The organism is Streptomyces sp. NBC_01546 (assembly GCF_045208355.1).
Classification (GTDB): Bacteria; Actinomycetota; Actinomycetes; order Streptomycetales; family Streptomycetaceae; genus Streptomyces.
This window is the reverse complement of sequence record NZ_CP109379.1, coordinates 2,155,186-2,177,052: the sequence shown is the minus strand read 5'-3', so window position 1 is coordinate 2,177,052 and position 21,867 is coordinate 2,155,186. Positions and strand designations below refer to the sequence as shown.

At 74.0% G+C, this 21,867-nt stretch carries 19 protein-coding genes; 5 read left to right on the top strand and 14 right to left on the bottom strand.

Annotated elements, in window-relative coordinates; genetic code table 11:
* Positions 1-17: 17 nt before the first annotated feature.
* The 3 genes from OHA89_RS09935 to OHA89_RS09925 all read right to left on the bottom strand — a co-directional run bounded on the left by OHA89_RS09935 (position 18) and on the right by OHA89_RS09925 (position 3,017).
* The gene (locus tag OHA89_RS09935; protein WP_215142980.1) at positions 18-1,301 is read right to left on the bottom strand and encodes a ribonuclease D; all 1,284 of its coding nucleotides are present in this window, start codon (positions 1,299-1,301) and stop codon (positions 18-20) included.
* 124 nt (positions 1,302-1,425) lie between these two features.
* Positions 1,426-2,088 (bottom strand): response regulator transcription factor, encoded by a 663-nt coding sequence (locus OHA89_RS09930; RefSeq protein WP_069922445.1) that lies wholly within the window; start codon positions 2,086-2,088, stop codon positions 1,426-1,428.
* Positions 2,089-2,360: 272 nt separating this feature from the next.
* Positions 2,361-3,017: a DUF3000 domain-containing protein gene (locus OHA89_RS09925; protein WP_257553714.1), complete on the bottom strand. Its 657-nt coding sequence runs from the start codon at positions 3,015-3,017 to the stop codon at positions 2,361-2,363.
* 91 nt (positions 3,018-3,108) lie between these two features.
* Between OHA89_RS09925 and hemE the strand changes: the two genes are divergently transcribed.
* The gene (hemE, locus tag OHA89_RS09920; RefSeq protein WP_266614294.1) at positions 3,109-4,173 is read left to right on the top strand and encodes a uroporphyrinogen decarboxylase; all 1,065 of its coding nucleotides are present in this window, start codon (positions 3,109-3,111) and stop codon (positions 4,171-4,173) included.
* 40 nt (positions 4,174-4,213) lie between these two features.
* On the opposite strand, the gene OHA89_RS09915 is transcribed toward hemE, so the two are convergent.
* The 3 genes from OHA89_RS09915 to OHA89_RS09905 all read right to left on the bottom strand — a co-directional run bounded on the left by OHA89_RS09915 (position 4,214) and on the right by OHA89_RS09905 (position 8,520).
* Positions 4,214-5,926, bottom strand: coding sequence for an alpha/beta hydrolase (locus tag OHA89_RS09915; protein ID WP_406365916.1), 1,713 nt, complete (start codon positions 5,924-5,926; stop codon positions 4,214-4,216).
* A gap of 118 nt (positions 5,927-6,044) precedes the next feature.
* Positions 6,045-7,427, bottom strand: a complete 1,383-nt coding sequence (locus tag OHA89_RS09910) for an FAD-dependent oxidoreductase (RefSeq protein ID WP_266614290.1) — start codon at positions 7,425-7,427, stop codon at positions 6,045-6,047.
* Between the two features lie 58 nt (positions 7,428-7,485).
* Positions 7,486-8,520: a DUF4349 domain-containing protein gene (locus OHA89_RS09905; protein ID WP_406365914.1), complete on the bottom strand. Its 1,035-nt coding sequence runs from the start codon at positions 8,518-8,520 to the stop codon at positions 7,486-7,488.
* Between the two features lie 150 nt (positions 8,521-8,670).
* On the opposite strand from OHA89_RS09905, the gene hemG reads away from it, so the two are divergent.
* Entirely contained in the window at positions 8,671-10,149 is a 1,479-nt protein-coding gene (hemG, locus tag OHA89_RS09900) for a protoporphyrinogen oxidase (RefSeq protein ID WP_406365913.1), read from the top strand.
* A gap of 4 nt (positions 10,150-10,153) precedes the next feature.
* Positions 10,154-10,867 (top strand): hydrogen peroxide-dependent heme synthase, encoded by a 714-nt coding sequence (gene hemQ, locus OHA89_RS09895; protein ID WP_406365912.1) that lies wholly within the window; start codon positions 10,154-10,156, stop codon positions 10,865-10,867.
* Positions 10,868-10,979: 112 nt separating this feature from the next.
* Here hemQ and OHA89_RS09890 read toward each other — a convergent pair whose 3' ends face one another.
* From OHA89_RS09890 to OHA89_RS09875, 4 genes are all read right to left on the bottom strand, one after another.
* Positions 10,980-12,626: an alpha/beta fold hydrolase gene (locus tag OHA89_RS09890; protein ID WP_406365911.1), complete on the bottom strand. Its 1,647-nt coding sequence runs from the start codon at positions 12,624-12,626 to the stop codon at positions 10,980-10,982.
* 160 nt (positions 12,627-12,786) lie between these two features.
* On the bottom strand, positions 12,787-13,839 hold the full coding sequence (locus OHA89_RS09885; protein WP_266614283.1) for a TIGR04222 domain-containing membrane protein: 1,053 nt from the start codon (positions 13,837-13,839) through the stop codon (positions 12,787-12,789).
* The gene (locus OHA89_RS09880; RefSeq protein ID WP_406368457.1) at positions 13,836-15,116 is read right to left on the bottom strand and encodes a DUF692 domain-containing protein; all 1,281 of its coding nucleotides are present in this window, start codon (positions 15,114-15,116) and stop codon (positions 13,836-13,838) included. Before OHA89_RS09880 ends, OHA89_RS09885 begins: the two co-directional genes overlap by 4 nt.
* Positions 15,117-15,298: 182 nt before the next feature.
* Complete coding sequence (locus OHA89_RS09875) at positions 15,299-16,051, bottom strand: aminoacyl-tRNA hydrolase (RefSeq protein ID WP_266614281.1); 753 nt, start codon at positions 16,049-16,051, stop codon at positions 15,299-15,301.
* Between the two features lie 71 nt (positions 16,052-16,122).
* On the opposite strand from OHA89_RS09875, the gene OHA89_RS09870 reads away from it, so the two are divergent.
* Positions 16,123-16,794 (top strand): AIM24 family protein, encoded by a 672-nt coding sequence (locus tag OHA89_RS09870; RefSeq protein WP_215142958.1) that lies wholly within the window; start codon positions 16,123-16,125, stop codon positions 16,792-16,794.
* Positions 16,795-16,855: 61 nt separating this feature from the next.
* Here OHA89_RS09870 and OHA89_RS09865 read toward each other — a convergent pair whose 3' ends face one another.
* The 3 genes from OHA89_RS09865 to OHA89_RS09855 are packed head-to-tail and all read right to left on the bottom strand — an operon-like array spanning position 16,856 to position 20,453.
* Positions 16,856-17,827 carry a hypothetical protein gene (locus OHA89_RS09865; protein ID WP_266614280.1) on the bottom strand — a complete coding sequence of 324 codons (972 nt, stop codon included), beginning with the start codon at positions 17,825-17,827 and terminating at the stop codon, positions 16,856-16,858.
* Positions 17,824-19,086 (bottom strand): MFS transporter, encoded by a 1,263-nt coding sequence (locus OHA89_RS09860; RefSeq protein WP_406365910.1) that lies wholly within the window; start codon positions 19,084-19,086, stop codon positions 17,824-17,826. The genes OHA89_RS09865 and OHA89_RS09860 overlap by 4 nt, the downstream gene beginning before the upstream one ends.
* Positions 19,086-20,453, bottom strand: a complete 1,368-nt coding sequence (locus OHA89_RS09855) for a discoidin domain-containing protein (protein ID WP_266614276.1) — start codon at positions 20,451-20,453, stop codon at positions 19,086-19,088. The genes OHA89_RS09860 and OHA89_RS09855 overlap by 1 nt, the downstream gene beginning before the upstream one ends.
* A 242-nt stretch (positions 20,454-20,695) precedes the next feature.
* Between OHA89_RS09855 and OHA89_RS09850 the strand changes: the two genes are divergently transcribed.
* On the top strand, positions 20,696-20,887 hold the full coding sequence (locus OHA89_RS09850) for a hypothetical protein (protein WP_266614274.1): 192 nt from the start codon (positions 20,696-20,698) through the stop codon (positions 20,885-20,887).
* A gap of 9 nt (positions 20,888-20,896) precedes the next feature.
* On the opposite strand, the gene OHA89_RS09845 is transcribed toward OHA89_RS09850, so the two are convergent.
* Positions 20,897-21,820 carry a polysaccharide deacetylase family protein gene (locus OHA89_RS09845; RefSeq protein WP_266614272.1) on the bottom strand — a complete coding sequence of 308 codons (924 nt, stop codon included), beginning with the start codon at positions 21,818-21,820 and terminating at the stop codon, positions 20,897-20,899.
* Between the last annotated feature and the right edge of the window lie 47 nt (positions 21,821-21,867).

Genomic DNA, 21,867 nt, shown 5'->3' with positions numbered 1-21,867 from the left:
GTCCGTGGCAGGTCTGCTCAGGCCGTGGCCGCCAAGGCCGCGACCAGCGCCGGGGTCACCTGCTCGACCTGCCACGGGCGGGCGCCGTAACCCGCCAGGGCCTGCGCCACCGTCTCCGCCTCGAGCCGCTGCGGCGGCTCCCAGCACACCCGGCGGACCGTGTCCGGGGTGATCAGGTTCTCCTGGGGCAGGTTCAGCCCCTCCGCCAGCGCCGATACGGCGGCGCGGGCCGCCGACAGCCGGGCCGCGGCGGCCGGGTCCTTGTCCGCCCAGGAACGCGGCGGCGGGGGACCGGCCGGGGTCGCTCCGGGCTGCGGCAGCTCGCTCTCGGGCAGGGCCTTGGCCCGGTCCACGGCGGCCATCCACTGCTCCAGCTGGCGCCGGCCCATGCGCTGCCCGTAGCCGGGCAGGGCGGACAGGGTCTGCACGTTCGTCGGCAGGGCCAGGGCGGCCTCGACGATCGCGGCGTCACCCAGCACCTTGCCGGGTGACACGTCACGCCGCTGGGCGATCCGGTCCCGCGACTCCCACAGCTCCCGTACGACCGCCATCTGGCGACGGCGGCGCACCTTGTGCATGCCGGACGTACGGCGCCACGGGTCCTTGCGCGGCGGCGCGGGCGGTGCGGCGGCGATGGCGTCGAACTCCTGGTGGGCCCATTCCAGCTTGCCCTGCCGGTCCAGCTCCTCCTCCAGCGCGTCCCGCAGATCGACCAGCAGCTCCACGTCCAGGGCGGCGTAGCGCAGCCACGGCTCGGGAAGCGGGCGGGTCGACCAGTCGACGGCGGAGTGGCCCTTCTCCAGCGCGTAGCCGAGCACGCTCTCGACCATCGCGCCCAGTCCGACCCGCGGGAAGCCGGCCAGGCGGCCGGCCAGCTCGGTGTCGAACAGGGAGGTGGGCACCATGCCTATTTCGCGCAGGCACGGCAGGTCCTGGGTGGCGGCGTGCAGGATCCACTCGGTGCCGGACAGCGCCTCGCCGAGTGTGGAGAGGTCGGGGCAGCCCACCGGGTCGATGAGCGCGGAGCCCGCCCCCTCGCGGCGCAGCTGCACCAGATAGGCGCGCTGGCCGTAGCGGTATCCGGAGGCGCGCTCGGCGTCGACGGCCACGGGGCCGGTGCCCGCGGCGAAGGCCGCGACCACTCGGGCCAGGGCGTCGGCGTCGGCGACCACCGGGGGGATCCCCTCACGGGGTTCCAGCAACGGAATCGGCGGCCCATCGGACGAACTGACGACGTCGTCCGGGGGGCCGCCCCCGGTGGTGGTGCGCAGGTCTGCTGCGGTCTCTTGGGCGTCGGTCACCGGTCAAGGGTATCCGTGGATGCGACGCGCCCGTCGCCGGAGTGATCCGTCGACGGGCGCGAGAGGGAAAGGCGGACGGTTCCCGGGGTTTCCCCGGCGTTCGCCCGGGAGCCTCGGGCAGCTCCTAGTGGATGATCCCGGTCCGCAGGGCGACGGCGACCATCCCGGCCCGGTCGCCGGTGCCCAGCTTGCGGGCGATCCGGGCGAGGTGGGACTTGACGGTCAGGGCGGACAGGCCCATCGAGACGCCGATGGCCTTGTTGGACTGGCCCTCCGCGACGAGGCGCAGGACCTCGACCTCGCGGCCGGAGAGCTCGCGGTAGCCGCCCGGGTGGCTCGGGGCACCCGGGGGGCGGCGGTGCATACGGGCGGCGGCAGCGCCGATGGGGGCGGCGCCGGGCCGGCTGGGGAGCCCGATGTTGGTCCGGGTGCCGGTGACGACGTAGCCCTTCACTCCGCCCGCGAGGGCGTTGCGTACGGCGCCGATGTCGTCGGCGGCGGACAGGGCCAGTCCGTTGGGCCAGCCCGCGGCGCGGGTCTCGGAGAGCAGGGTGAGACCGGAACCGTCGGGCAGGTGTACGTCGGCCACGCAGATGTCGCGCGGGCTGCCGACGCGGGGGCGGGCCTCCGCGATGGACGACGCCTCGATCACGTCACGTACTCCGAGGGCCCACAGATGGCGGGTCACGGTGGAACGGACGCGCGGGTCGGCCACGACGACCATGGCCGTCGGCTTGTTCGGGCGGTAGGCGACCAGGCTTGCGGGCTGCTCGAGAAGAACGGACACCTAGGCCTCCTGGGGGAGTGGCGGGACGGCCGGCTCGGGGAAGGAAGCCGGTGCGAACCGTGCGGATGGTCACTGACTCCTTCGGCACGTCACCCGCCCGGCTTTAGGGAATGATCACGATTTGGTGAGTAACAATTCGGGCAATTCGGACGCACGATCGATCATAGGGTGATCAGAAGCCCGCAACGGACGCCCCGTTCCGACACTCCTTCGCGGGCTTCGCCCGTCCGTTCCCCGACGCCGCGGCCCACTGCGGCCGGACGGCCCCGCCGTTACGGGTGGTGCGGACCGCGCCGCTGTGGCAGGGAGACCACGCCCGTGACGCTGTCGGTCGGCCCCACCGGCGGCAGTCCCGCGATCTGGCACAGCAGCTCGCACCACGCCGACAGGTGGGCCGAGGTGTCCGGCACCCCGCCCACGCCCTCGCGCGGCGTCCAGGAGGCTCTGATCTCGATCTGCGTCGCCGGCCGCCGCTCCGCGAGCCCGCCGAAGTAGTGCGAGCTCGCCATGGTCACGGTCCCGCTCGCCTCCCCGTACGCCAGCCCGCGCGCCTCCAGCGCCCCCGTCAGCCAGGACCAGCACACCTCGGGGAGGAGCGGGTCCGCGGCCATCTCCGGCTCGAGTTCCGCCCGTACGAGTGTCACCAGCCGGAAGGTCCCGTGCCAGGCCTCGTGTCCGGCCGGATCGTGGAGCAGGATGAGCCGGCCGTCGGCCAGGTCGTCCTCGCCGTCGACGACGGCCGCCTCCAGGGCATAGGCGTGCGGCGCCAGTCTCTGGGGCGGCTTTGTGGGGTCGATCTCGATCCCCGGACGCAGTCGCGTTTTCTTCAAGCCGTCGACCGCCCGCCGGAACGGGAGCGGGACGGAGCTCTCCTTCGCGCTGTCCATACCGTCAGCGCCATCTGAAAATCGTCCCTGAGCCGCAGCCATGCGGGGAAGACTAGGCGGAATGAGCGCCCGTACGGCGCAGGGACACCCGCACCGAGCCGTGCAACTCTTCATACGTGCGAAGATTTGGGTCGTGAGCGCCAACGAGACCCCCAAGGGCCAGCCGAGTCAGACGTACGATTCCGCCTTCCTGAAGGCGTGCCGGCGCGAGCCGGTGCCGCACACCCCGGTGTGGTTCATGCGGCAGGCCGGGCGCTCGCTCCCCGAGTACCGCAAGGTGCGCGAGGGGACCCAGATGCTGGAGTCGTGCATGCGGCCCGAGCTGGTCACCGAGATCACGCTCCAGCCGGTGCGCCGCCACAAGGTGGACGCGGCGATCTTCTTCTCCGACATCGTCGTCCCGCTGAAGGCCATCGGCGTCGACCTGGACATCAAGCCGGGCGTCGGCCCGGTCGTCGCCCAGCCGATCCGCCGCCGCGAGGACCTCGCACAGCTGCGCGACCTCACCCCTGAGGACGTCTCGTACGTCACCGAGGCGATCGGCATGCTCACGGGTGAACTGGGCGCCACGCCGTTGATCGGATTCGCGGGCGCGCCTTTCACCCTCGCGAGCTACCTGGTCGAGGGCGGCCCCTCGAAGAACCACGAGCACACCAAGGCCCTGATGTACGGGGACCCGGAGCTGTGGGCCGACCTGCTGGACCGCCTCGCGGAGATCACCTCCGCCTTCCTGAAGGTCCAGATCGAGGCCGGCGCCTCCGCCGTCCAGCTCTTCGACTCCTGGGTCGGCGCGCTCCCCCCGGCGGACTACCGCCGTTCGGTGATGCCCGCGTCCGCGAAGGTCCTGGAGTCCGTCGCCTCCTACGGAGTCCCGCGGATCCACTTCGGCGTGGGCACGGGCGAGCTCCTCGGCCTGATGGGTGAGGCCGGCGCGGACGTCATGGGCGTCGACTACCGGGTCCCGCTGGACGAGGCCGTGCACCGCGTGGGCCCGGGCAAGGCCCTCCAGGGCAACCTGGACCCCGCGGTGCTCTTCTCCACCACCGAGGCCGTCGAGGCCAAGACGGACGAGGTCCTCTCCGCCGCCGCCGGCCTGGAGGGTCACGTCTTCAACCTGGGCCACGGCGTCCTGCCGACGACGGACCCGGACGCCCTGACCCGCCTGGTGGACTACGTCCACACCAAGACGGCCCGCTGAGCAACGGCCCGCTGAGCCGGGCAAGATCCAAAGGGTGACATCAGCCGGTCCGGTCCGGCCGCCAGGCCGGTGGCCAGGTCCGGATCGGCTGGTCATCCGCGGCCGGCACCACGGTCCTGGTCCAGCCGGGTCGTAGCGGCCAGGACGTGAACGGTGGCGCCTTGCGTCCGGCCGCCTCGGCCGGACGGGGTGACGCGGCCTGCGACTTCGGCTCCCGCACGGTCGTGAACGGCGGGGTGTCCTGCCCGCACCGCGCCCCCTGCGGCGGCAGCGCCCCGGTCAGGACGTACCGGACCACATGGCGCTTCACACAGGCGCTCGGGTTGTCCAGCGCGGTGTGCCCGTAGCCGTCGAGCGTCAGCAGCCGGGCCCGGGCGAGCTCCGCGGCCATCGCCTGCCCGGCGCGGTACGGGGTGGACGGGTCGTGCACCGTGTTGACCACCAGTACGGGGTGCGCGGTGGTCCGGTTCCACGGACCCGTGTACGGGTCGGCGGCCCGGGCCGGCCATGCCGTGCAGGGCTCGTTCGCCCACGCCCACCACCGGCCGAGCGCCCCGGCCTGCCGCACGGCCCGCTCCTCCAGCTCGGCGTAGCGCCCGGGGGAAGCGGGGTTGGGGCTTTCCGCGCACATGACCGCGAGCGACTGCTCGAACCCGGGATAGCGGGCGGGCCCGGACGGCGTCGGGGATTCATCGGGGGCCCGGCCCTCCCACAGCGACTGAAGGGTGTCGGCGGTCCCGTTCCAGCCCGGGTGCACGGTGTACAGGTCGCCGCGGACCTCGCTCACCGCGCGGGCGTACGTCCAGCGTCCGACCGGCCGCTCGGCGAGGCGCGCCAGCAGGGTGTCGTACTTGGCCCGGGTCGCCGCCGGGCTCCCTGCGGAGAAGGGGCAGCCCGACACCGGCGCGCGGCCGCAGCGGTCGAGGAACTGCGTGAGCGTGTCGGCGGAGCCGAGGTGCGAGCCGAGGCGCAGGAAGGTGTTCAGCTCGGGCTCGCCGCCCGCGCCGCCGTTCATCCACGCCCGCGGGTCGACGTTGCCGTCGACCACGAGCCGCCCGACCCGGTCGGGGAACAGGTTCGCGTACGTCGCGCCGAGCAGGGTGCCGTACGAGATGCCCCAGTAGCGCAGCCGTTCCTCCCCCACCGCCCGGCGGAGCAGGTCCAGGTCACGCGCGGTGTCGGCGGTCGAGATGTGGCGCAGCAGCTGCGGATCCCGCCGCTCGCAGCGCTTCGCGAGGTCGGCGTACGCGGCGGTGAACGCCCGCTGCTCCTCCCCGCCCACCGGGAACGGCGGGACGTGTTCGTGCCAGGCCGAGGCCTCGCCGGCGGTGTCGAAGCAGCGCACCGCCGTGCTCTCCCCGACGCCGCGCGGGTCCCAGCTGACGATGTCGAAACGGTCCTTCAGCTCCTGCGGGAACTTGCCGTACAGCTCGGGCAGTCCGAGGGTCCCGGGGCCACCGGGCCCGCCGGGGTTGAAGAACAGCGACCCGGCGCGCCGCCCCGGCTCGGCCGCCCCGTGCCGGATCAGCGCCAGGTCGATCGTCCGGCCCGACGGGGCGGCGTGGTCCAGCGGCACCTTCGCCACCGCGCACTCGAAGCCCCCCTGCGCCGCCTGCGCCGGCCGCGTGCACGGCTGCCAGCGCAGCACGACGGCTTCGCCACCGCCGCCCGGTCCGCCTGCCGACGCCACACCGGCCGCCGACAGCAGCGCCAGCAGGGCTCCGGCCGCCACGCCCACGCCGGTACCGCGCATCGCGGGTCCCTTCCGTACGCAGAAGATGGGGCCCCATGCCGTGTCGACGGGCCCCGCTGCCATGACATCGGCGGCAGGGCCACCGGGCAACCGACACGCGTCCGAACGGGTAAGGAGGTCAGACCCCCGCCGAGCGGACCGCCGAGACCGCCTTGCGGGCCGCCACCAGGATGGGGTCCCAGACCGGGGAGAAGGGCGGGGCGTAGCCCAGGTCCAGGGAGACCACCTGTTCCACCGTCATGCCCGCCGTGAGGGCGACCGCCGCGATGTCCACCCGCTTCGCGGAGCCCGCACCGCCGACGATCTGGACGCCGAGGAGGCGGCCCGTGCGGCGCTCCGCCAGCATCTTCACCGTCATCTCCGCCGCGCCCGGGTAGTAGCCCGCGGTGGTGGTGGAGGTGATGGTGGCCGTCACGAAGCGCAGGCCCGCCTCCAGCGCGTCCCGCTCGCGCAGGCCCGTACGGGCGATCTCCAGCTCGCAGACCTTGCTGACCGCCGTGCCGACGACCCCGGGGAAGGTCGCGTAGCCGCCGCCCACGCCCGAGCCGATGACCTGGCCGTGCTTATTGGCGTGCGTGCCCAGCGGGATGTGCCGGGTGCGGCCCGCGACCAGGTCCAGGACCTCCACGCAGTCGCCGCCCGACCAGATGTTCTCGTGGCCGCGGACCCGCATCGAGAGGTCCGTGAGGATGCCGCCCGAGGGGCCGAGCGGGAGGCCGGCGGCGCGGGCGAGGGCAGTACGGGGCTCCACGCCGATGCCGAGCACGACCACGTCCGCCGGGTACTCCTCGCCGCCCGCGGTGGCCACCGCGCGGACCCGGCCCTGCTCGTCGGTGAGGATCTTCGTCGCCTCGGCGCGCGAGACCGTACGGATCCCCATCCGGTTCATCGCGCTGTGCACCAGGCCGCCCATGTCCGGGTCCAGCGTGGCCATCGGCTGCGCGCCGCGGTGCAGGACGGTGACCTCGTACCCCCGCCCGACCAGGGCCTCGGCCATCTCCACGCCGATGTAGCCCGCGCCGACCACGACCGCCCGGCGGCCCTCGGTCCGCTCCAGTGTGTCCATCAGGCGCTGGCCGTCGTCCAGGGTCTGGATGCCGTGGACCCCGTGCGCGCCGATGCCCGGAAGCCGGGGCCGGACCGGGCGGGCGCCCGTCGCCAGGACGAGCTTGTCGTAACCCGTCCAGGATTCGGATCCCGTGTCCAGATCGCGGGCGCGGACCCGCGATCCCGGGAGGTCGAGTTCCACGACCTCCGTGCGGGTGCGCAGGTCGATGTCCCGGGCCCGGTGCTGCTCCGGGGTGCGGGCGATCAGGTCGTCCCGCTCGGGGACCCGGCCGCCGACCCAGTACGGGATCCCGCACGCCGAGTACGAGGTGAAGTGCCCGCGCTCGAACGCGACGATCTCCAGCTCCGCCGCGCCCTTGAGCCGCCGGGCCTGTGACGCGGCGGACATGCCCGCCGCGTCACCGCCGACCACCACCAGTCGTTCCGCCGCCATCGCCCGTACCGCCCTTCACCGCCGTCAGATGGTGAACACGCTACGGCCGAACGCGCGTTCAGTCCTGTACGTCGGCCTCCGCGGCGCCATCCGAAGGCGAACTCGAAGGCGAAGGCGACGTCGAAGGCGCCGGCCGGGCCGCCGGGACCGCGACCCTCTCCGGGACCAGACCCGTCTTCGGCTTCGCCGGGCGGAACCTCCGGTACAGCCGGAACCCCAGCGCCACCAGCGCGGCCGCCAGCGCGAACGGCAGCAGCGCGCCGACCGCCACCGTCAGGTAGCGCACGATCTTCGTGAAGACCTCCCAGCCGCCGCGCAGGGCGCCCAGGAAGGTGGGGTCCTTCTCCTTCTTCTCCTCCGCCACCGGCTTCGCGGCCGGCTCCGAGACCTCCAGCGTGATCGTGCCCAGCGAGGTCTGGTCCTTCAGCGCCGTCTGCTGGGCCAGCAGCGACTCCAGGTCCGACTGGCGGCGGCTCAGCTCGCTCTCGAGCATCACCACCTCGCTGAGCGCCGAGGCCTTGCCCATCATCTCCCGCACCCGGGCCACGCTGGCCTGCTGCGACGCCACCCGGCTGCCGATGTCGGCGACCTTCTCGGTGACGTCCTGCGCGTCGACCTTGCGGTGCAGGAGCTTGCCGCTGCCCTCCATGGCGCTGAGCACCGCGTCGTAGCGCTCGCCCGGCACCCGCAGGGTGAGCGTCGAGGTCATCCGGCCGTCCCCGCCGCGTTTGGTCGACTCGTTGCCGACGTAGCCCCCCGCCCCGTCGGCCGCGGTGCGGGCCGCGGCCAGGGTCTTCTGGACGTCCTCCGTCTCGATGCCCAGCGTCGCCGTACGGATGACGTTGGGCCGGACGGCGACCGGCTGCTGCCCGTTCTTGTCGGCGGAGCCGGCACCGGACGCCGCCGGGGCAGGGGCCGCCGCCGCTCCCTTCGCACCCTCCGGAGCCTTGTTGCCCTGGGCGGGCGCGACCGCCGCCTTGTCGCTCGCGCTGTCCCGGCTCCCGTCGGCGCCGCAGCCTGTGAGCGCGAGGGCTCCGGCCAGGGACAGGGCGGCCAGGGCCGCCGCGGAAGGCTGTCTGTGCGGAGTGCGCATCGTGTCAAACCCCCGAGTTTCGGCTGGTGTTGCCGGTTCGACGTAAAGAGTCCCGTCGCGGGTTTCACTTCGGCGGTCCCGGGCCGATCCCGATGCGGTCACGGTCCGGCCTCGGTGCCCGGCCGGTGATCGGTCTGAGACGATGTGTCCATGCACGAAGCGGACATGCGTACGGATCGCCCCGGCCGGACCCGGCACGTCGTCGTCATCGGCGGCGGCATCGCGGGGCTCGCGGCGGCCCACAGGCTGCTCGCCGCGGGCGTGCGCGTCACCCTGCTGGAAGCCGGCCCGCGGCTCGGCGGCAAGCTGCGCGCCGGTGAGCTCGCCGGCGTCCCCGTCGACCTCGGCGCCGAATCCGTGCTCGCCCGCCGCCCCGAGGCCGTGGACCTCGCCCGGGCCGTGGGCCTCGGCGCGGCCCTCCAGCCGCCCGCCACCGCCACCGCCCACCTGTGGACCCGCGGCGCCCTGCGGCCGATGCCGCGCGGGCACGTCATGGGGGTTCCCGGCGACCTGCGGCCGCTCGCCGCCTCCGGGGTGCTCTCCCCGGAGGGCCTCGCCCGGATCGAGGCCGAGCGCACGCTGCCGCCCGCTGAGATCGGCGAGGACGTCGCCGTCGGCGAGTACGTCGCCGCCCGGCTGGGCCGCGAGGTCGTCGACCGGCTCGTGGAACCGCTGCTCGGCGGGGTGTACGCGGGCAACGCCTACCGCATCTCGATGCGGGCCGCCGTGCCCCAGCTCTTCGAGGCCGCCCGTACGCACGCACTGCTGGGCGACGGGGTACGGGAACTGCAGCACCGCGCGGAGGCGCAGCCCCGGCCGGCCGGTCCGGTCTTCGCCGGCATCGACGGCGGGATCGGACGGCTCCCGGCCGCCGTGGCCGAGGCCTGCCGCGCGGCCGGGGCCAGGATCGCCACCGGAACCCCCGTCCGCGAGGTCGTCCGTACCCCTGAAGGCTGGCGGGTCGTCGCCGACGCGGAGGTCATCGAGGCCGACGGCGTGATCCTGGCGACCCCCGCCGGCCCCGCCGCCCGGCTGCTCGACGGGCTCGCGCCGGCCGCCGCGGCCGAGCTGCGCGGGGTCGAGTACGCCTCCATGGCCCTGGTCACCATGGCCTTCCGCCGCTCCGACCTGCCCGCCGCCATCGCCGAGGGCGGCGCGAGCGGGTTCCTCGTACCTCCCGTCGACGGGCGGACCATCAAGGCCTCCACCTTCTCCAGCAACAAGTGGGCCTGGGCCGGGGCCGATCCGGAGCTCTTCCTGCTGCGCACCTCCGTCGGCCGGCACGGCGACGAGAAGGACCTGGGGCGCGAGGACGCCGAACTGGTCGACGTCTCGCTCACCGACCTCGGCGCGGCCGTGGGCCTCGCGGCCCGGCCGGTGGCCTCCACCGTCACCCGATGGGAGGGCGGGCTGCCCCAGTACCCGGTCGGCCACCTCGGCCGGGTGGCCGGGATCCGCACGGCCGTCGCGGCCCTGCCCGGCCTCGCGGTCTGCGGGGCGCTCTACGACGGCGTGGGCATTCCGGCGTGCATCGCCAGTGCGGGCAAGGCGGCGGACGCGGTGATCGCCGCCTTCGGTGCGGGTTCGGCACCCCTGGCGCAGACCACTGATCAGCACACGGGACAATAGGCACATGACTGCACCAGAGAAGATTCCCAACGCGGGGAAGAAGGCGAAGGACCTCAACGAGGTCATCCGCTACACCCTGTGGTCCGTCTTCAAGCTGAAGAACGTCCTCCCGGAGGACCGCGCCGGCTTCGCCGACGAGGTCCAGGAGCTGTTCGACCAGCTGGCAGCCAAGGACATCACCGTCCGCGGCACCTATGACGTCTCCGGCCTGCGCGCCGACGCGGACATCATGATCTGGTGGCACGCGGAGACCGCGGACGAGCTGCAGACCGCGTACAACCTGTTCCGCCGCACCAAGCTGGGCCGCGCCCTGGAGCCGGTCTGGTCGAACATGGCCCTGCACCGCCCGGCCGAGTTCAACAAGTCGCACATCCCGGCCTTCCTGGCCGACGAGACCGCCCGCGACTACGTCAGCGTGTACCCCTTCGTGCGCAGTTACGACTGGTACCTGCTGCCCGACGAGGACCGTCGCCGTATGCTCGCCGACCACGGCAAGATGGCCCGCGGTTACCCGGACGTGCGCGCCAACACCGTCGCCTCGTTCTCCCTGGGCGACTACGAGTGGCTGCTGGCCTTCGAGGCCGATGAGCTCTACCGCATCGTCGACCTCATGCGTCACCTGCGTGCCTCCGAGGCCCGTATGCACGTCCGTGAAGAGGTGCCCTTCTACACCGGACGCCGCAAGTCCGTCGCCGATCTGGTGGCCGGGCTCGCCTGATACCTCCCCTGGGGGGAAGGGCCGGAGGATCACTCGTGACACAAGAGTGGCTTCCGGCGGATCGGGAGGCCCTGCCCCCGAAACGACGCAGCCGGAGATCCCGCCCGGAAGTTCAGACGACTGGCGGCAGCACTGCCCCCTGGGCACGTGCTGCCCGGTCGTCCAGCGACACCGGTGCGGGCTCCGGATGCGGCGCACACGTGACACGCCACCCCGAGGTGTCACCTGTCAGCAGATACCGCTCCACGTGACGGTCCACGCAGTCATTGCGTCCGCCGAAGACTCCGTGGGTGCCGGCCCCCTTCTCCGTCACCAGCGCCGCCTCGGTACCGAGCCGCCGCTGGAGCTCCAGCGCGCCCGGGTACGGAGTCGCCCCGTCCCGTTCCGCCGCGACGATCAGCGTGCGGGGGAGCCGGGGCAGCCGGGCCGACCGGGTGCCGACCGCCACCGGCCGCTGCCGGGCCCGCACCGGCCACGAGGCGCACGGCAGGTTCAGGAAGGCGTTGGTCCAGGTCTCGAAGGGCGCCGTGCGGGCCAGCTCGGTGTGGTCGCGGTCCCAGGTCGCCCAGTCCGCGGGCCAGGAGGCGTCGTTGCACAGCACCGCCGTGTACACGGCCGTAGCGTTCTCGGCCTCGCCGGCCGCGGCCGGATCCGGGGCCGCCTGGCCGGTCAGCGGGTCGGGATCACCGCGCAGGAAGGCGGCCAGGGCCTCCGCCCGCTCCGGCCAGACCTCGTCGCGGTAGGCGGTCTCGAGGTACGCCGCGTGCAGCTCACCGGTGCCGATGTTGCCGCCCGCCGGGGTACGGGCCACCGCGTCCCGGACCCGTTCGTAGCTCGCCTGCACGGCCGCCGGGGTGCTGCCGAGGCCGTACGCGGCGTGGTGGCGGGCGACCCAGGCGCGGAAGTCGAGCCAGCGCCGCTCGAACCCGGGCGCCTGGTCCAGGTTGTTGCGGTACCAGACGCGGGCCGGATCGGGGTTGACCGCCGAGTCGAGGACCATGCGGCGGACGTGGCCCGGGTGGAGGGTGGCGTAGACCGCGCCCAGGTAGGTGCCGTACGAGGCGCCCGCGAAGGTCAGCTTCTCCTCGCCGAGCGCGGCGCGCAGCACGTGCAGATCGCGGACGTTGTTCAGCGTCGTGTAGTACGGCAGGGCCGAGCCGGCCCGCTCGGCGCAGCCGCGGGCGTACGCCCGGGCGGCGGCGCGGCGCTGCTCCTTGTACGCGGGGGAGGGGCGGACCGGGACCTGGGTGGGGCCCGCGGCGCGGGCGGCCGGGTCCTGGCAGGACAGCGGGGCGGAGCGGCCGACGCCGCGCGGTGCGTAGCCCACGAGGTCGTAGGCGGCGGCGATCCGCTGCCACGCGGGGAGTCCGGCGAGCAGCGGGAAGTACATGCCGGAGGCGCCGGGGCCGCCGGGGTTGTGGACGAGTGCGCCCTGGCGGGCGGCGCCGCCGGCGCGGCTCGCCGGTACCCGGCTGACGGTGAGGGCGATCTGCGGGCCGCCGGGGCGGGCGTAGTCGAGCGGGACGCGCAGGGTCGCGCAGCGCACGGGACCGGGCAGTGCCTCGACGGCCGGACAGGCCCGGAAGGCGAGGCCGGTGGAGGCGGCGCGGCGGGCGGCGAGGTCGGCGCCGGCCGATTCGGCATCCGGGGCGGCGGCCGCTGCCGCCGGGGCGGCGGTGACAGCGGCGGCCGTGCACAGGGTGAGGGCGAGGGTGAGGGCCGCCGCGGCGGCTGCGTGGCGTGCGGGCGTCGTCCGCATGGCGGCCCCTTCTTGCGGATGGTCCGATGAGATGACCAGGGCGCCGCGCGTAAGTAAAGGAACACCGGGCGGTGTCGCCCTCAATGGCCCCGTTGCCGTGGGATCCACCCCCGGTTGCCGCACCCCGGCGCCGCCCGCCGCCCGGGAACGGCGACCGCCGTCAGGAACTGCTGGAACAGCTGGAACCGGACGAACTGCTACAGCTGGAACCGGACGAACTGCTACAGCTGGAACTGCTGGAACTCCCGCTGGAACAGCTCGAACTGCCGCTTCCGCAGCCGCCACCCGAGCCTCCACCGGAGCTCCCGCAGGAGGACCCCGAGCCGCAGCCGGACCCCGATCCGCCCCCGCTCCCGCCGCCGTCGCTCCCGGCGCACCACAGCACCGGCAGGATCTCGGCGGAGGACCAGGACGAGGAGTCGGAGCGGTGCGCGGGACGGGACCCCGACTGGGCCGCGGCCAGCCGGGTGCCGCGCGCGGCGGGCACCAGCTGCCCGCGCAGGAACGGATCCCGCAGGCCGCGCAGCCCGAACAGCGCGGTCTGCACGTGCGGGGTCCGGTCGTTCACGTAGTGGGAGCGGATCTCGCGCAGCGCCCGCCGCCCCGCCGGGGTGATCCGCCGCCCGGCCGCCGCGGCGCCCAGCGCCCCCACGAGGATTCCGCCGAGCAGCACGGGAAGCACCTTGACGATGAACGGCACCTGCCCGTCGGGGTCCATGACGAACGCGACGAAGGTCAGCGGCAGCGACACCGGCACCAGCAGTCCGCACACGGTGGCCTGGATCAGGCCCCAGCGCCGCCAGGTCCGCCCCCAGCCGGGCGGCGAGATCAGCCCGCGGGCCGCCAGCGCGTCCCCGGTCTCCTGGACGGCCGGGTCGAGCATGGCGGCGTACCGCACCTGGTAGAGCCATCCCGAGGGCGCACCGCGGTGGGCCTGCAGGACGGCGCGCTCGGCGGGGTCGCCCGCCCGCGCCCCGGGGCGTACGTGGACGATGCCCGGGCCACCGACCATCAGCCGGCCGTCCCCCAGCATCGAGACGAGGGCGGTGTCCACGACGGCGCCGGGCCCGCCCGCCATGAACGCGGCCTCGGACAGGTCGTGGAGGACCGGCGCCGGCCCGGCCGACCGGGGCCGGGCCCGGTACAGGCCGAGGAGCAGCAGGCCGCTGGACGTGGCGACGGCGATCCAGATCGCCAGGGCGAGCAGGTTCATGCCGCCCTCCCCACGAGCGCCCGGGCCCAGCGCCCGACCCGGCGGGGCGGCCGCGCCCCGGCCCGGTCCCGCCACCACGCGGTCAGCCGGCGCCGGGCGGCCGGGTCGGCCGGCAGGTCCTGGATCAGCAGGTGCTCGGCGAAGTCCAGCGCGTCCCGGCGGTAGCCGGCGGTCATCGGGCGGCCCTTGGCGTAGGCGAGGAAGGCCCTGCGGTACGGCTCCTCGCCGCCCAGGAATGCGGGCAGTTCGGGAGCCAGCCGGGCCACGACCCCGGCCCGCTTGGCGGCCAGCGCCCGGGACTGCACCCGGATCCGCTGCCGGTCGAACCCCTCGGGGACCGGCGTCCCGGCCACCAGTGCCGACAGCAGAGCGGCCTGCCCGAGCCCCACCCGGGTGCGGGTGGCCTGGTCGGGCGGCGCCGGCCGGGTGTCCGCCTCGCAGGCGGGCCGGGGGTCCGCCGGTACGGCGGGCCCGGCCGTCACCACGGCGCGGATCGCGGCCAGCTCGGCGGCCAGCTCCGGCTCCGGCGGGAAGTCGTCGTCCCGCTCCAGCAGGACGCCCGGCGGGTCCACCCGGGAGCGGAGCCCGGCCAGCAGCTCGAGCACCACCGGCGGCACCGGGTGCGCGTGGGTGTCGTGCCAGACACCGCCCCGTTCGACACCGCCCGCCACGTGCACGTACGCCAGCGCCTCCAGCGGGATCGCGTCCAGCACGGCGGCCGGGTCCTCACCCCGGTTGACCCGGTTGGTGTGCAGGTTGGCCACGTCGATGAGCAGCCGTACGCCGGTCCGCTCGACCAGTTCCGTCAGGAACTGCCCCTCCGTCAGCTCCTCGCCCGGCCAGGAGAACAGCGCGGCGATGTTCTCCAGCGCCAGCGGCACGGGCAGCGCGTCCTGTGCGATGCGCACGTTCTCGCACAGCACGGCCAGCGCGTCGCGGGTGCGCGGCACCGGCAGCAGGTGGCCGGCCTCGAGCGCGGGCGAGGAGGTACGGACGAAGGCGATGTGCTCGGTGACGAGGGGCGCCCCCAGCGCCACCGCCCGCTCCCCGAGCGCCGCCAGCTTCCCCGGGTCGGGGCGGTCGGAGCCGCCGAGACCCAGCGAGACCCCGTGCGGCACCATGCGGACGCCGCGCTCGCGCAGCCTCAGCAGCGCCTCGGGCAGATGGCCCGGGCAGATGTTCTCGGCCACCACCTCGACCCAGTCCAGGCCGGGCAGCCGCTCGACCGCGTCCGCGATCTCCGGCCGCCAGCCGATGCCCACCCCCAGGTGTGCCATGGGCTTCATGTCCCCCGCCCCCTCTCAGCGCAGTGAATCGCACCGTGTAGCGATGTGATGGCCCCGGCGGGGTCGCGCCAATCGCGAAGAGAGACGTTCAGAGCAACATTTGAGGTTCCCCGGGACGCCTCCCGGACCTTCCTCGGACCTTTGCCCGGACCGTCCCCCGGACCGGGAGGGCGTCAGAGCCGCGCGCGCAGTGCCGGGTGGTCGGCGATCACCGTCGCACTGCCGGGCGCGATCTCCGTGAAACCGGCGTCGCGGACCACCGGCAGCCCGCTGCCGCTCAGCTCCGCCCACCGCTCACGCGGCGCCGTTCGTACGGCCAGCGCGAAACCGGAGTCCTGCCACGCGGCGCGCTCCGCCTCCGTCAGCTCCCACCACGCCAGCTGCGCCGCGTGCCCGGCCTGGGCCATTTCCTTGCCGGCCGACATGTCGAGAGCCGGGTTGAACCACAGCACGGGAAGACCCGGCTCGGTGACCGCGGCGACCGGCTCCGGGTCGTCCAGGTCGGTGCCCGACACCTGGAGCTTGGCCAGCTCCTTGGGCCAGCCGTCCAGGGGCACCGGCGGGAACACCCGTACCTCCGAGGTGGCACCGTGCACCGTGACACCCGGCAGGGTCTGCGCCTTGCGCCACTCCGCCCCGCGCGCCCGCCGGACCACCTTGCGGATCCGCGCGTCCTGCCAGTCCCGCACCGCCTCGGCCCACTCGCCCTCGCCCCGCGACCGCTCGTCGGTCAGCATGACCAGCACGGCGCGGGCCGCCGTCTCCAAGGCGTCCGTCCGGGCGGGCGGCTCGGTCTTCTCGATCCGCACCACCAGCGGCAGGACGAACTGCGGGGCCTCGTCGCGCAGAACGTGCTCCTGCCGGAAGGGGCTGTCCGCGCCGACCGCGGGGACGTCGGTGGTGTCGTTCGGGTGCTGGCTGCTCATCCCGCCAAGGATGCCAGGCTCCGCCTCCAGGATGATGCCGCGGGGGTCCGGGCCGGGCGAGGATCGACGCCATGAAGAGTGATCTTTTCGCGTCCGAGAACCTGGCCCAGGCGGCCGTCGCCCCCGGCATGACCCTGCAGAACGCCAAGTCCGTGAAGTACGCCGTCAACGGCGAGATGCTGGCCCGTCAGGGCTCGATGGTCGCCTTCCGCGGCAACCTGCAGTTCGAGCGCAAGGGGCAGGGCATAGGCGGCATGCTCAAGCGCGCCGTCACGGGCGAGGGCCTGGCGCTGATGTCCGTACGGGGCCAGGGCGAGGCCTGGTTCGCCCACCAGGCGGGTAACTGCTTCATCATCGACTTCGAGCCCGGCGACGCGCTGACCATCAACGGGCGCAACGTGCTGTGCTTCGACCCGACCCTGTCCTACGAGATCAAGATGCTGAAGGGCGCCGGGATGACCGGCGGTGGCCTCTTCAACAGCCTCTTCACCGGCACCGGCAAGCTCGCCGTCGTCTGCGAGGGCCACCCGATCATCATCCCGGTCACCGCCCAGGCCCCGGTCTACGTGGACACGGACGCGGTGGTCGGCTGGAGCGCGCAGCTGGAGACCGGCCTGCACCGTTCCCAGTCGGTCGGCTCGATGATCCGCGGCGGCTCCGGCGAGGCCGTCCAGCTGATGTTGCGCGGCGAGGGCTTCGTCATCGTCCGCCCGAGCGAGGTCACCGAGACTGCGGCCCACTGAACCCGGCCGGCGTGGGCCGGCGCCACGGCCCGCGCCGGCCCCGGGTACTGCCGGGGCCCGGTCACCGCACGTACGCGGGTGACGAGCCGCCCGGGACGAGGAGCCGGGGCGCTCCCGTACCGTCCGCCGGGACCGACCGGACGTCGCCGCCGAGGCCGTAGCCCACGGTCGCGTCGTCCAGCCAGGCGGGCTGGTCGTCGACGCTGTGCGGCTCGGCCAGCGGGTGTTCCCCCATCGTCGCCAGGTCCAGGACGTACAGCCGCCAGGGTGCCCGGGGGTCGTCGGAGACCTTCTTCTTGAAGGCGATGCGGCTGTCGTCCGGTGACAGCGAGGGGCATTCGGCGTTCGTGCGCAGCGCCTTCGCCGACCAGTTCCGCAGGTCGCCCTCGACGAGGTGGGTGAGGCCCCGGGTGGAGACGGTGGCGTAGAAGCGGTTGTCGTCGCGGGCGAAGCTCACCCCCCAGTAGTTGACGTCGGAATCGTGGTGCCGGGCCCCGTCGACGGTCAGCGGGATCTGCTCCATCGACTTGATCAGGTAGCCGGTGCGCAGGTCCAGGATCGAGGTCCGGGTCGAGAAGGCGGAGGTGGAGTAGGAGTCGCCGGTCGTGAACGTCGTCCAGGACAGGAGCTGCCCCGAGGCGGAGACGCGGGCCCGGTTGGGGATGCCGGGGACGGTCACCCGGCGGATTTCCCGCAGGTGCCGGTCGAGCACGCGGGCCTCGGTGCGGGCCGGGACGCCGGGCAGCTTGCGCAGGCACAGGGCGTGTTCCCCGGCGGCGTGGAAGCGGTCGCAGGAAGGGCCGCCGGTCACGCGCGGCACGTCGGGGCCGGGTTGGCGAGCGACCCGGCCGGTCGCCGGGTCCAGGAAGTAGAGGCCGGGCTCCGCGAGGCTGAACGAGGCGTTGGCCTCGCCCTGTCGGGCCGGCCGGTCGCGGTTCCTCGCATGGAGTACGTAGCCCAGGGAGCCGCCCGCCAGGAGGAGTACGGCGGCGACGACCAAGGCGAGACGGAGCCGCCGGTGACGGAGGTTCATGAGGGCTCCGGGGAGAGGGTGGTGGCGGGGGCGGGGGTGGTGGCGCGGGCGGGCAGGATGCGCCAGGCGGCCGCGAGTGCCCCGGCCAGCGCGAGGGCCGCCGCCCACAGGGCGGGCCGCTGCCCCCAGAAGGTCCACGCCGCCCCGAACCCGGCGGCGCCGAGGAGCCGGGCCAGGGCCTGGCCGGTCTGCAGCACCGCGAGTCCGCCCGCCCGGCCGTGCGCGGGCAGCACGGGAGCGGCGAGTGCCATCAGGACGCCGTCGGTGCCCGCGTAGAAGATCCCCAGAAGGACCAGTACGGCGACGACGGTCGGCCAGGAGACGGGCGCGAGCAGCACGGCGTACGCGCAGAGCAGGGCGCCGTGCCCGAGCAGGAAGGCAGGCCGTCGCCCGGACCGGTCGGCGATCCGGCCCGCCGGGACGGCGAGCAGCAGGTAGACGGCGGCCGCGCCGAGCGGCAGCAGCGTGAACAGGGCGGGCGGCAGGTCGAGACCGCGCAGGAGCAGCAGGTAGAGGAAGGCGTCGCCGATGGTGGCGGCCCCGAGCAGGGCGGCGGCGTACAGGATGCGGCGGAAGGCGGGGTCGCGAAGGGCCGTGGCCTTGAGGGGAGTCGCGGGCCCGGCCGCCGCCGCGGGCCCGGCCGGGACGTACGCGACGAGCAGCAGCACGCCGAGCAGGCCGACGCAGAAGCTGACGGCGAACACCGCGTCGTAGGCGTCGGCGGTGGCCCACAGCACGGCGAACGCGGCGAGCGGCCCGAGGAGGGCGCCCGTGGTGTCCATGGCGCGGTGCACGCCGAAGGAGCGGCCGAGCGCCTCCGGGGGGCCGCTGAGCGAGATCAGGGCGTCGCGCGGTGCGGTGCGGATGCCCTTGCCCAGCCGGTCGGCGGCGAGCGCGGCGGCGATCCCGGCAGTGGCGCCCCCGGCGAGGAGCAGCCCGAGCCGGGACAGCGCGGAGAGCAGGTAGCCCGTCCCCGCGACGCGCTTGTGGCGGCCGCCGCGGTCGGCGAGACGTCCGCCGAGCAGCCGCACGAGTGCGGTCGCGCCGTTGAACATGCCGTCCAGGAAGCCGAATTGGAGGGGGGAGAGGCCGAGTCCGAGGACGAGGTAGAGCGGCAGCACCGCCGTGACCATCTCGGAGGAGACGTCGGTGACCAGGCTGACCGCGCCGAGCGCGAGGACGGCGGCGGGGACGCGCCGCCGGGCCCCTGGGGTGCGGGGCGGCGCGTCCGGGCGGCGGCCGTTGGCGGCCAGGTACATCAGTGGCAGCTGTACTTCGGGCTCGTGTCCTTGACCTGGCCGTCCGTGGCGACGTACGTCCATCCGTAGCCGGAGTCGGAGAACTCCAGCTTCACCACGCCGTAGGGACCGCTGATCCGCTTCTGGCTGTTGGGCTGGACCTGTTCGATCGGGTACGGCTCGGCGCCGCCCATCCCGCCGACGATCTCCACGATCCCGTCGGCGGTCGCCCTGCCGTCGGCGTCCTGCGGGGCGAACCGCTCGTAGTGGTGGTCGTGGCCGTTCAGGACGAGGTCGGCCTTGGCGGCGTAGAGGATCTTCCAGACGGGCTTGGAGACCGGGTCGTTGCCGTGCCCGCCGGACGAGAACAGCGGGTGGTGCCAGTAGGCGGCGACGCACTTCCTGGTGTTGGCGGCGAGGTCGGCCTTGAGCCAGTCGGTCTGGGCGGCCTGGTCGAAGGAGTTGGAGTCGAGGGCGATGAAGTGCCAGTTGCCCTCGTCGTAGCTGTACCAGCTCTTGCCCTGCGGGAAGGCGATGCTTCCGAAGTAGGCCTTGTACCCGGCGAGGGAGCCGGCCGGGTCGTAGGTCTCGTGGTTGCCCGGCACCGGCCGGGTCTTGGCCTTGAAGGCGCCCCAGCTCTTGTCGTAATAGGTGCGGAAGTCGGAGATCCGGGCGTCGTCGTACTGGTTGTCGCCCATCGTCAGATAGAACTTCGGGTCGATCCGCTGGGCGAGCGCGGCGGTCTTGGGGTGCGCGCAGCCGCTGTCGGAGGCCGTGCACTGGGCGGCGATGTCACCGGCCGCGACCACCGTGAAGGCGCCGCCGGGCGGCGGTCCGCCGTCGAGGGTGCCGTACACCTCGGCCTCGAACAGCGAGTAGCCGTACGCGGTGCCGCGCGCGGTTCCGTGGACGCGCAGGTAGCGCCCCTTGCCGGACAGGCCGGTCCAGTCGTCGACGCCGCCGTTGCCGGCGGCCTCGGTGGCGACGGACGTCCAGGAGGCGCCGTCGGCGGACATCTCGACGCGGTACGCCTTCGCGTAGGCCGCCTCCCAGGTCAGTCTCACGCGCGAGACGGTGGCGGAGGCGCCGAGGTCGACCCGGATCCACTGCGGGTCCTTGCCCTCGGCGCTGGCCCAGCGGGTGGCCGGGTCGCCGTCGAAGGCGTTCTTCGCGCTCAGGGACGAGGTTTCGACGGAGGACGCGGTGGCCGGCTTCCCGCGCGATATGAGGGGGTCGGCGGCGGCCCCGGCCCGTTCGGGCCAGGCGAGCAGGAGCCCGGCGACGAGGACGAGCACGGCGGTGCCCGCGAGGAGGAGTGGGTGAAGTCCGCCGCGGAACAGGCGGAACGAGCGGAGCGAGGGGGGTCGAGCGGAAGCGTTCAGGTGCATACCTGGACTCCCTGGCCTTGGGGGCGGCGAGAGCTGGACTCTGGCGCGGGACACCGCCCCCGGCCCGTGTGCGGGCAGGAGCCGGCGTCACAGCGGCCGGGTCAGAGCTCTCGCTGAGCGCGTCATGCCCACGCTGGTCGGGCACCGCGCCAAGCCGCCGCCCGGGAGACTAACAGGAAGGAAAGTTTCCTACCAGTACTTGGGCAGCAGTTCTCCGGACGCCTCCCAGTACGCTCGTACGCATGGACCAGCCGGACGAGACCCCGTCGTACTGCCCCGCTCCCGCCGCCCCGGCCGGGCGGGTGGCGGGGCCTCCGTACGCCGACTGCCTGGAGTGCGGCAAGCCCACCGAGTACGGGGTCGCGACCCCGGGCGTGGTGCTGTGCCCCGTGTGCGAGTGGCAGGACGCGCAGCGCACGGCCTGCTCCGGCTGAGGCCCTTCGCTACTTCCCGATGAGCTCGGAGACCTTCACGAACCGGTAGCCGCGTTTGCGCAGCTCCGGGACGATCTTGCGGACGGCCTCCTCGGTGACCGGCGCCGCGCTGCGCGTGCAGTGCATGACCACCACCGAGCCGGGCTTCACCCCCGCCAGCACCTGCTCGGCCACCGCGTCCGGGTCCGTGGCGAAGGCGTCCCCGCTCACCACGTCCCACTGGACGGCCGTGACCTTGGCCGTGGACAGGGCCCGCAGCGCCTGGTCGTCGTAGCAGCCGCCGGGGAAGCGGAAGTAGGGGACGGTGTTGACCGCGCCCGCCGTACGGAAGGCGGCGAAGGCCCGGTCCACGTCGGCGCGGGCGGCGGCGCCGTCGAGCGCGGGCAGTCCGTAGCAGGGGGACGTGAAGGCGTGGTGGCTGTACGAGTGGTTCGCGACCTCGAAGTTCGGGTCGGTGCCGATGGACTTGGCCTGGTCCGGGTACTCCTCGGCCCAGCGGCCCGTCATGAAGACCGTCGACGGCACCTGGAGGGTGCGCAGGGCCGAGATCAGCGGGGGGTTGTCGAAGCGCTCCCCGCCCGCGGCGCGCGGCCCCTGGTCGGAGGTCATGTCGGCGTCGAAGGTCAGCGCCACGGTCTTGTCGGTGTGCTGCTTCGCCCGCTCGAAGACCGGGGTCAGGCCGTTCGGGCCGGGTGCCAGGGTCGGGGGCTTGGCGGGGGCGCCGGCCTGCGGGGCGGACCCGGCCGCCGAGGCCGCGGCGGAGGCGGGGCCGGACGCCGGGCCGGACGCGGGGGCGGACGCCGCGGGGGTGCCCAGGCGGGCCCCGCGGCCGGCGTCCGAGGTGCCGGCGCCGCCCCCGCATCCGGTGAGGGCGGCACCGAGGGCGGCACCGAGGACGGCTACGGACGCCGCTTTGCGCACAGAAATGGTCACACAGGCAAAATATATGACTATGTGACAAGTAGTCGTGCGCGGCACTC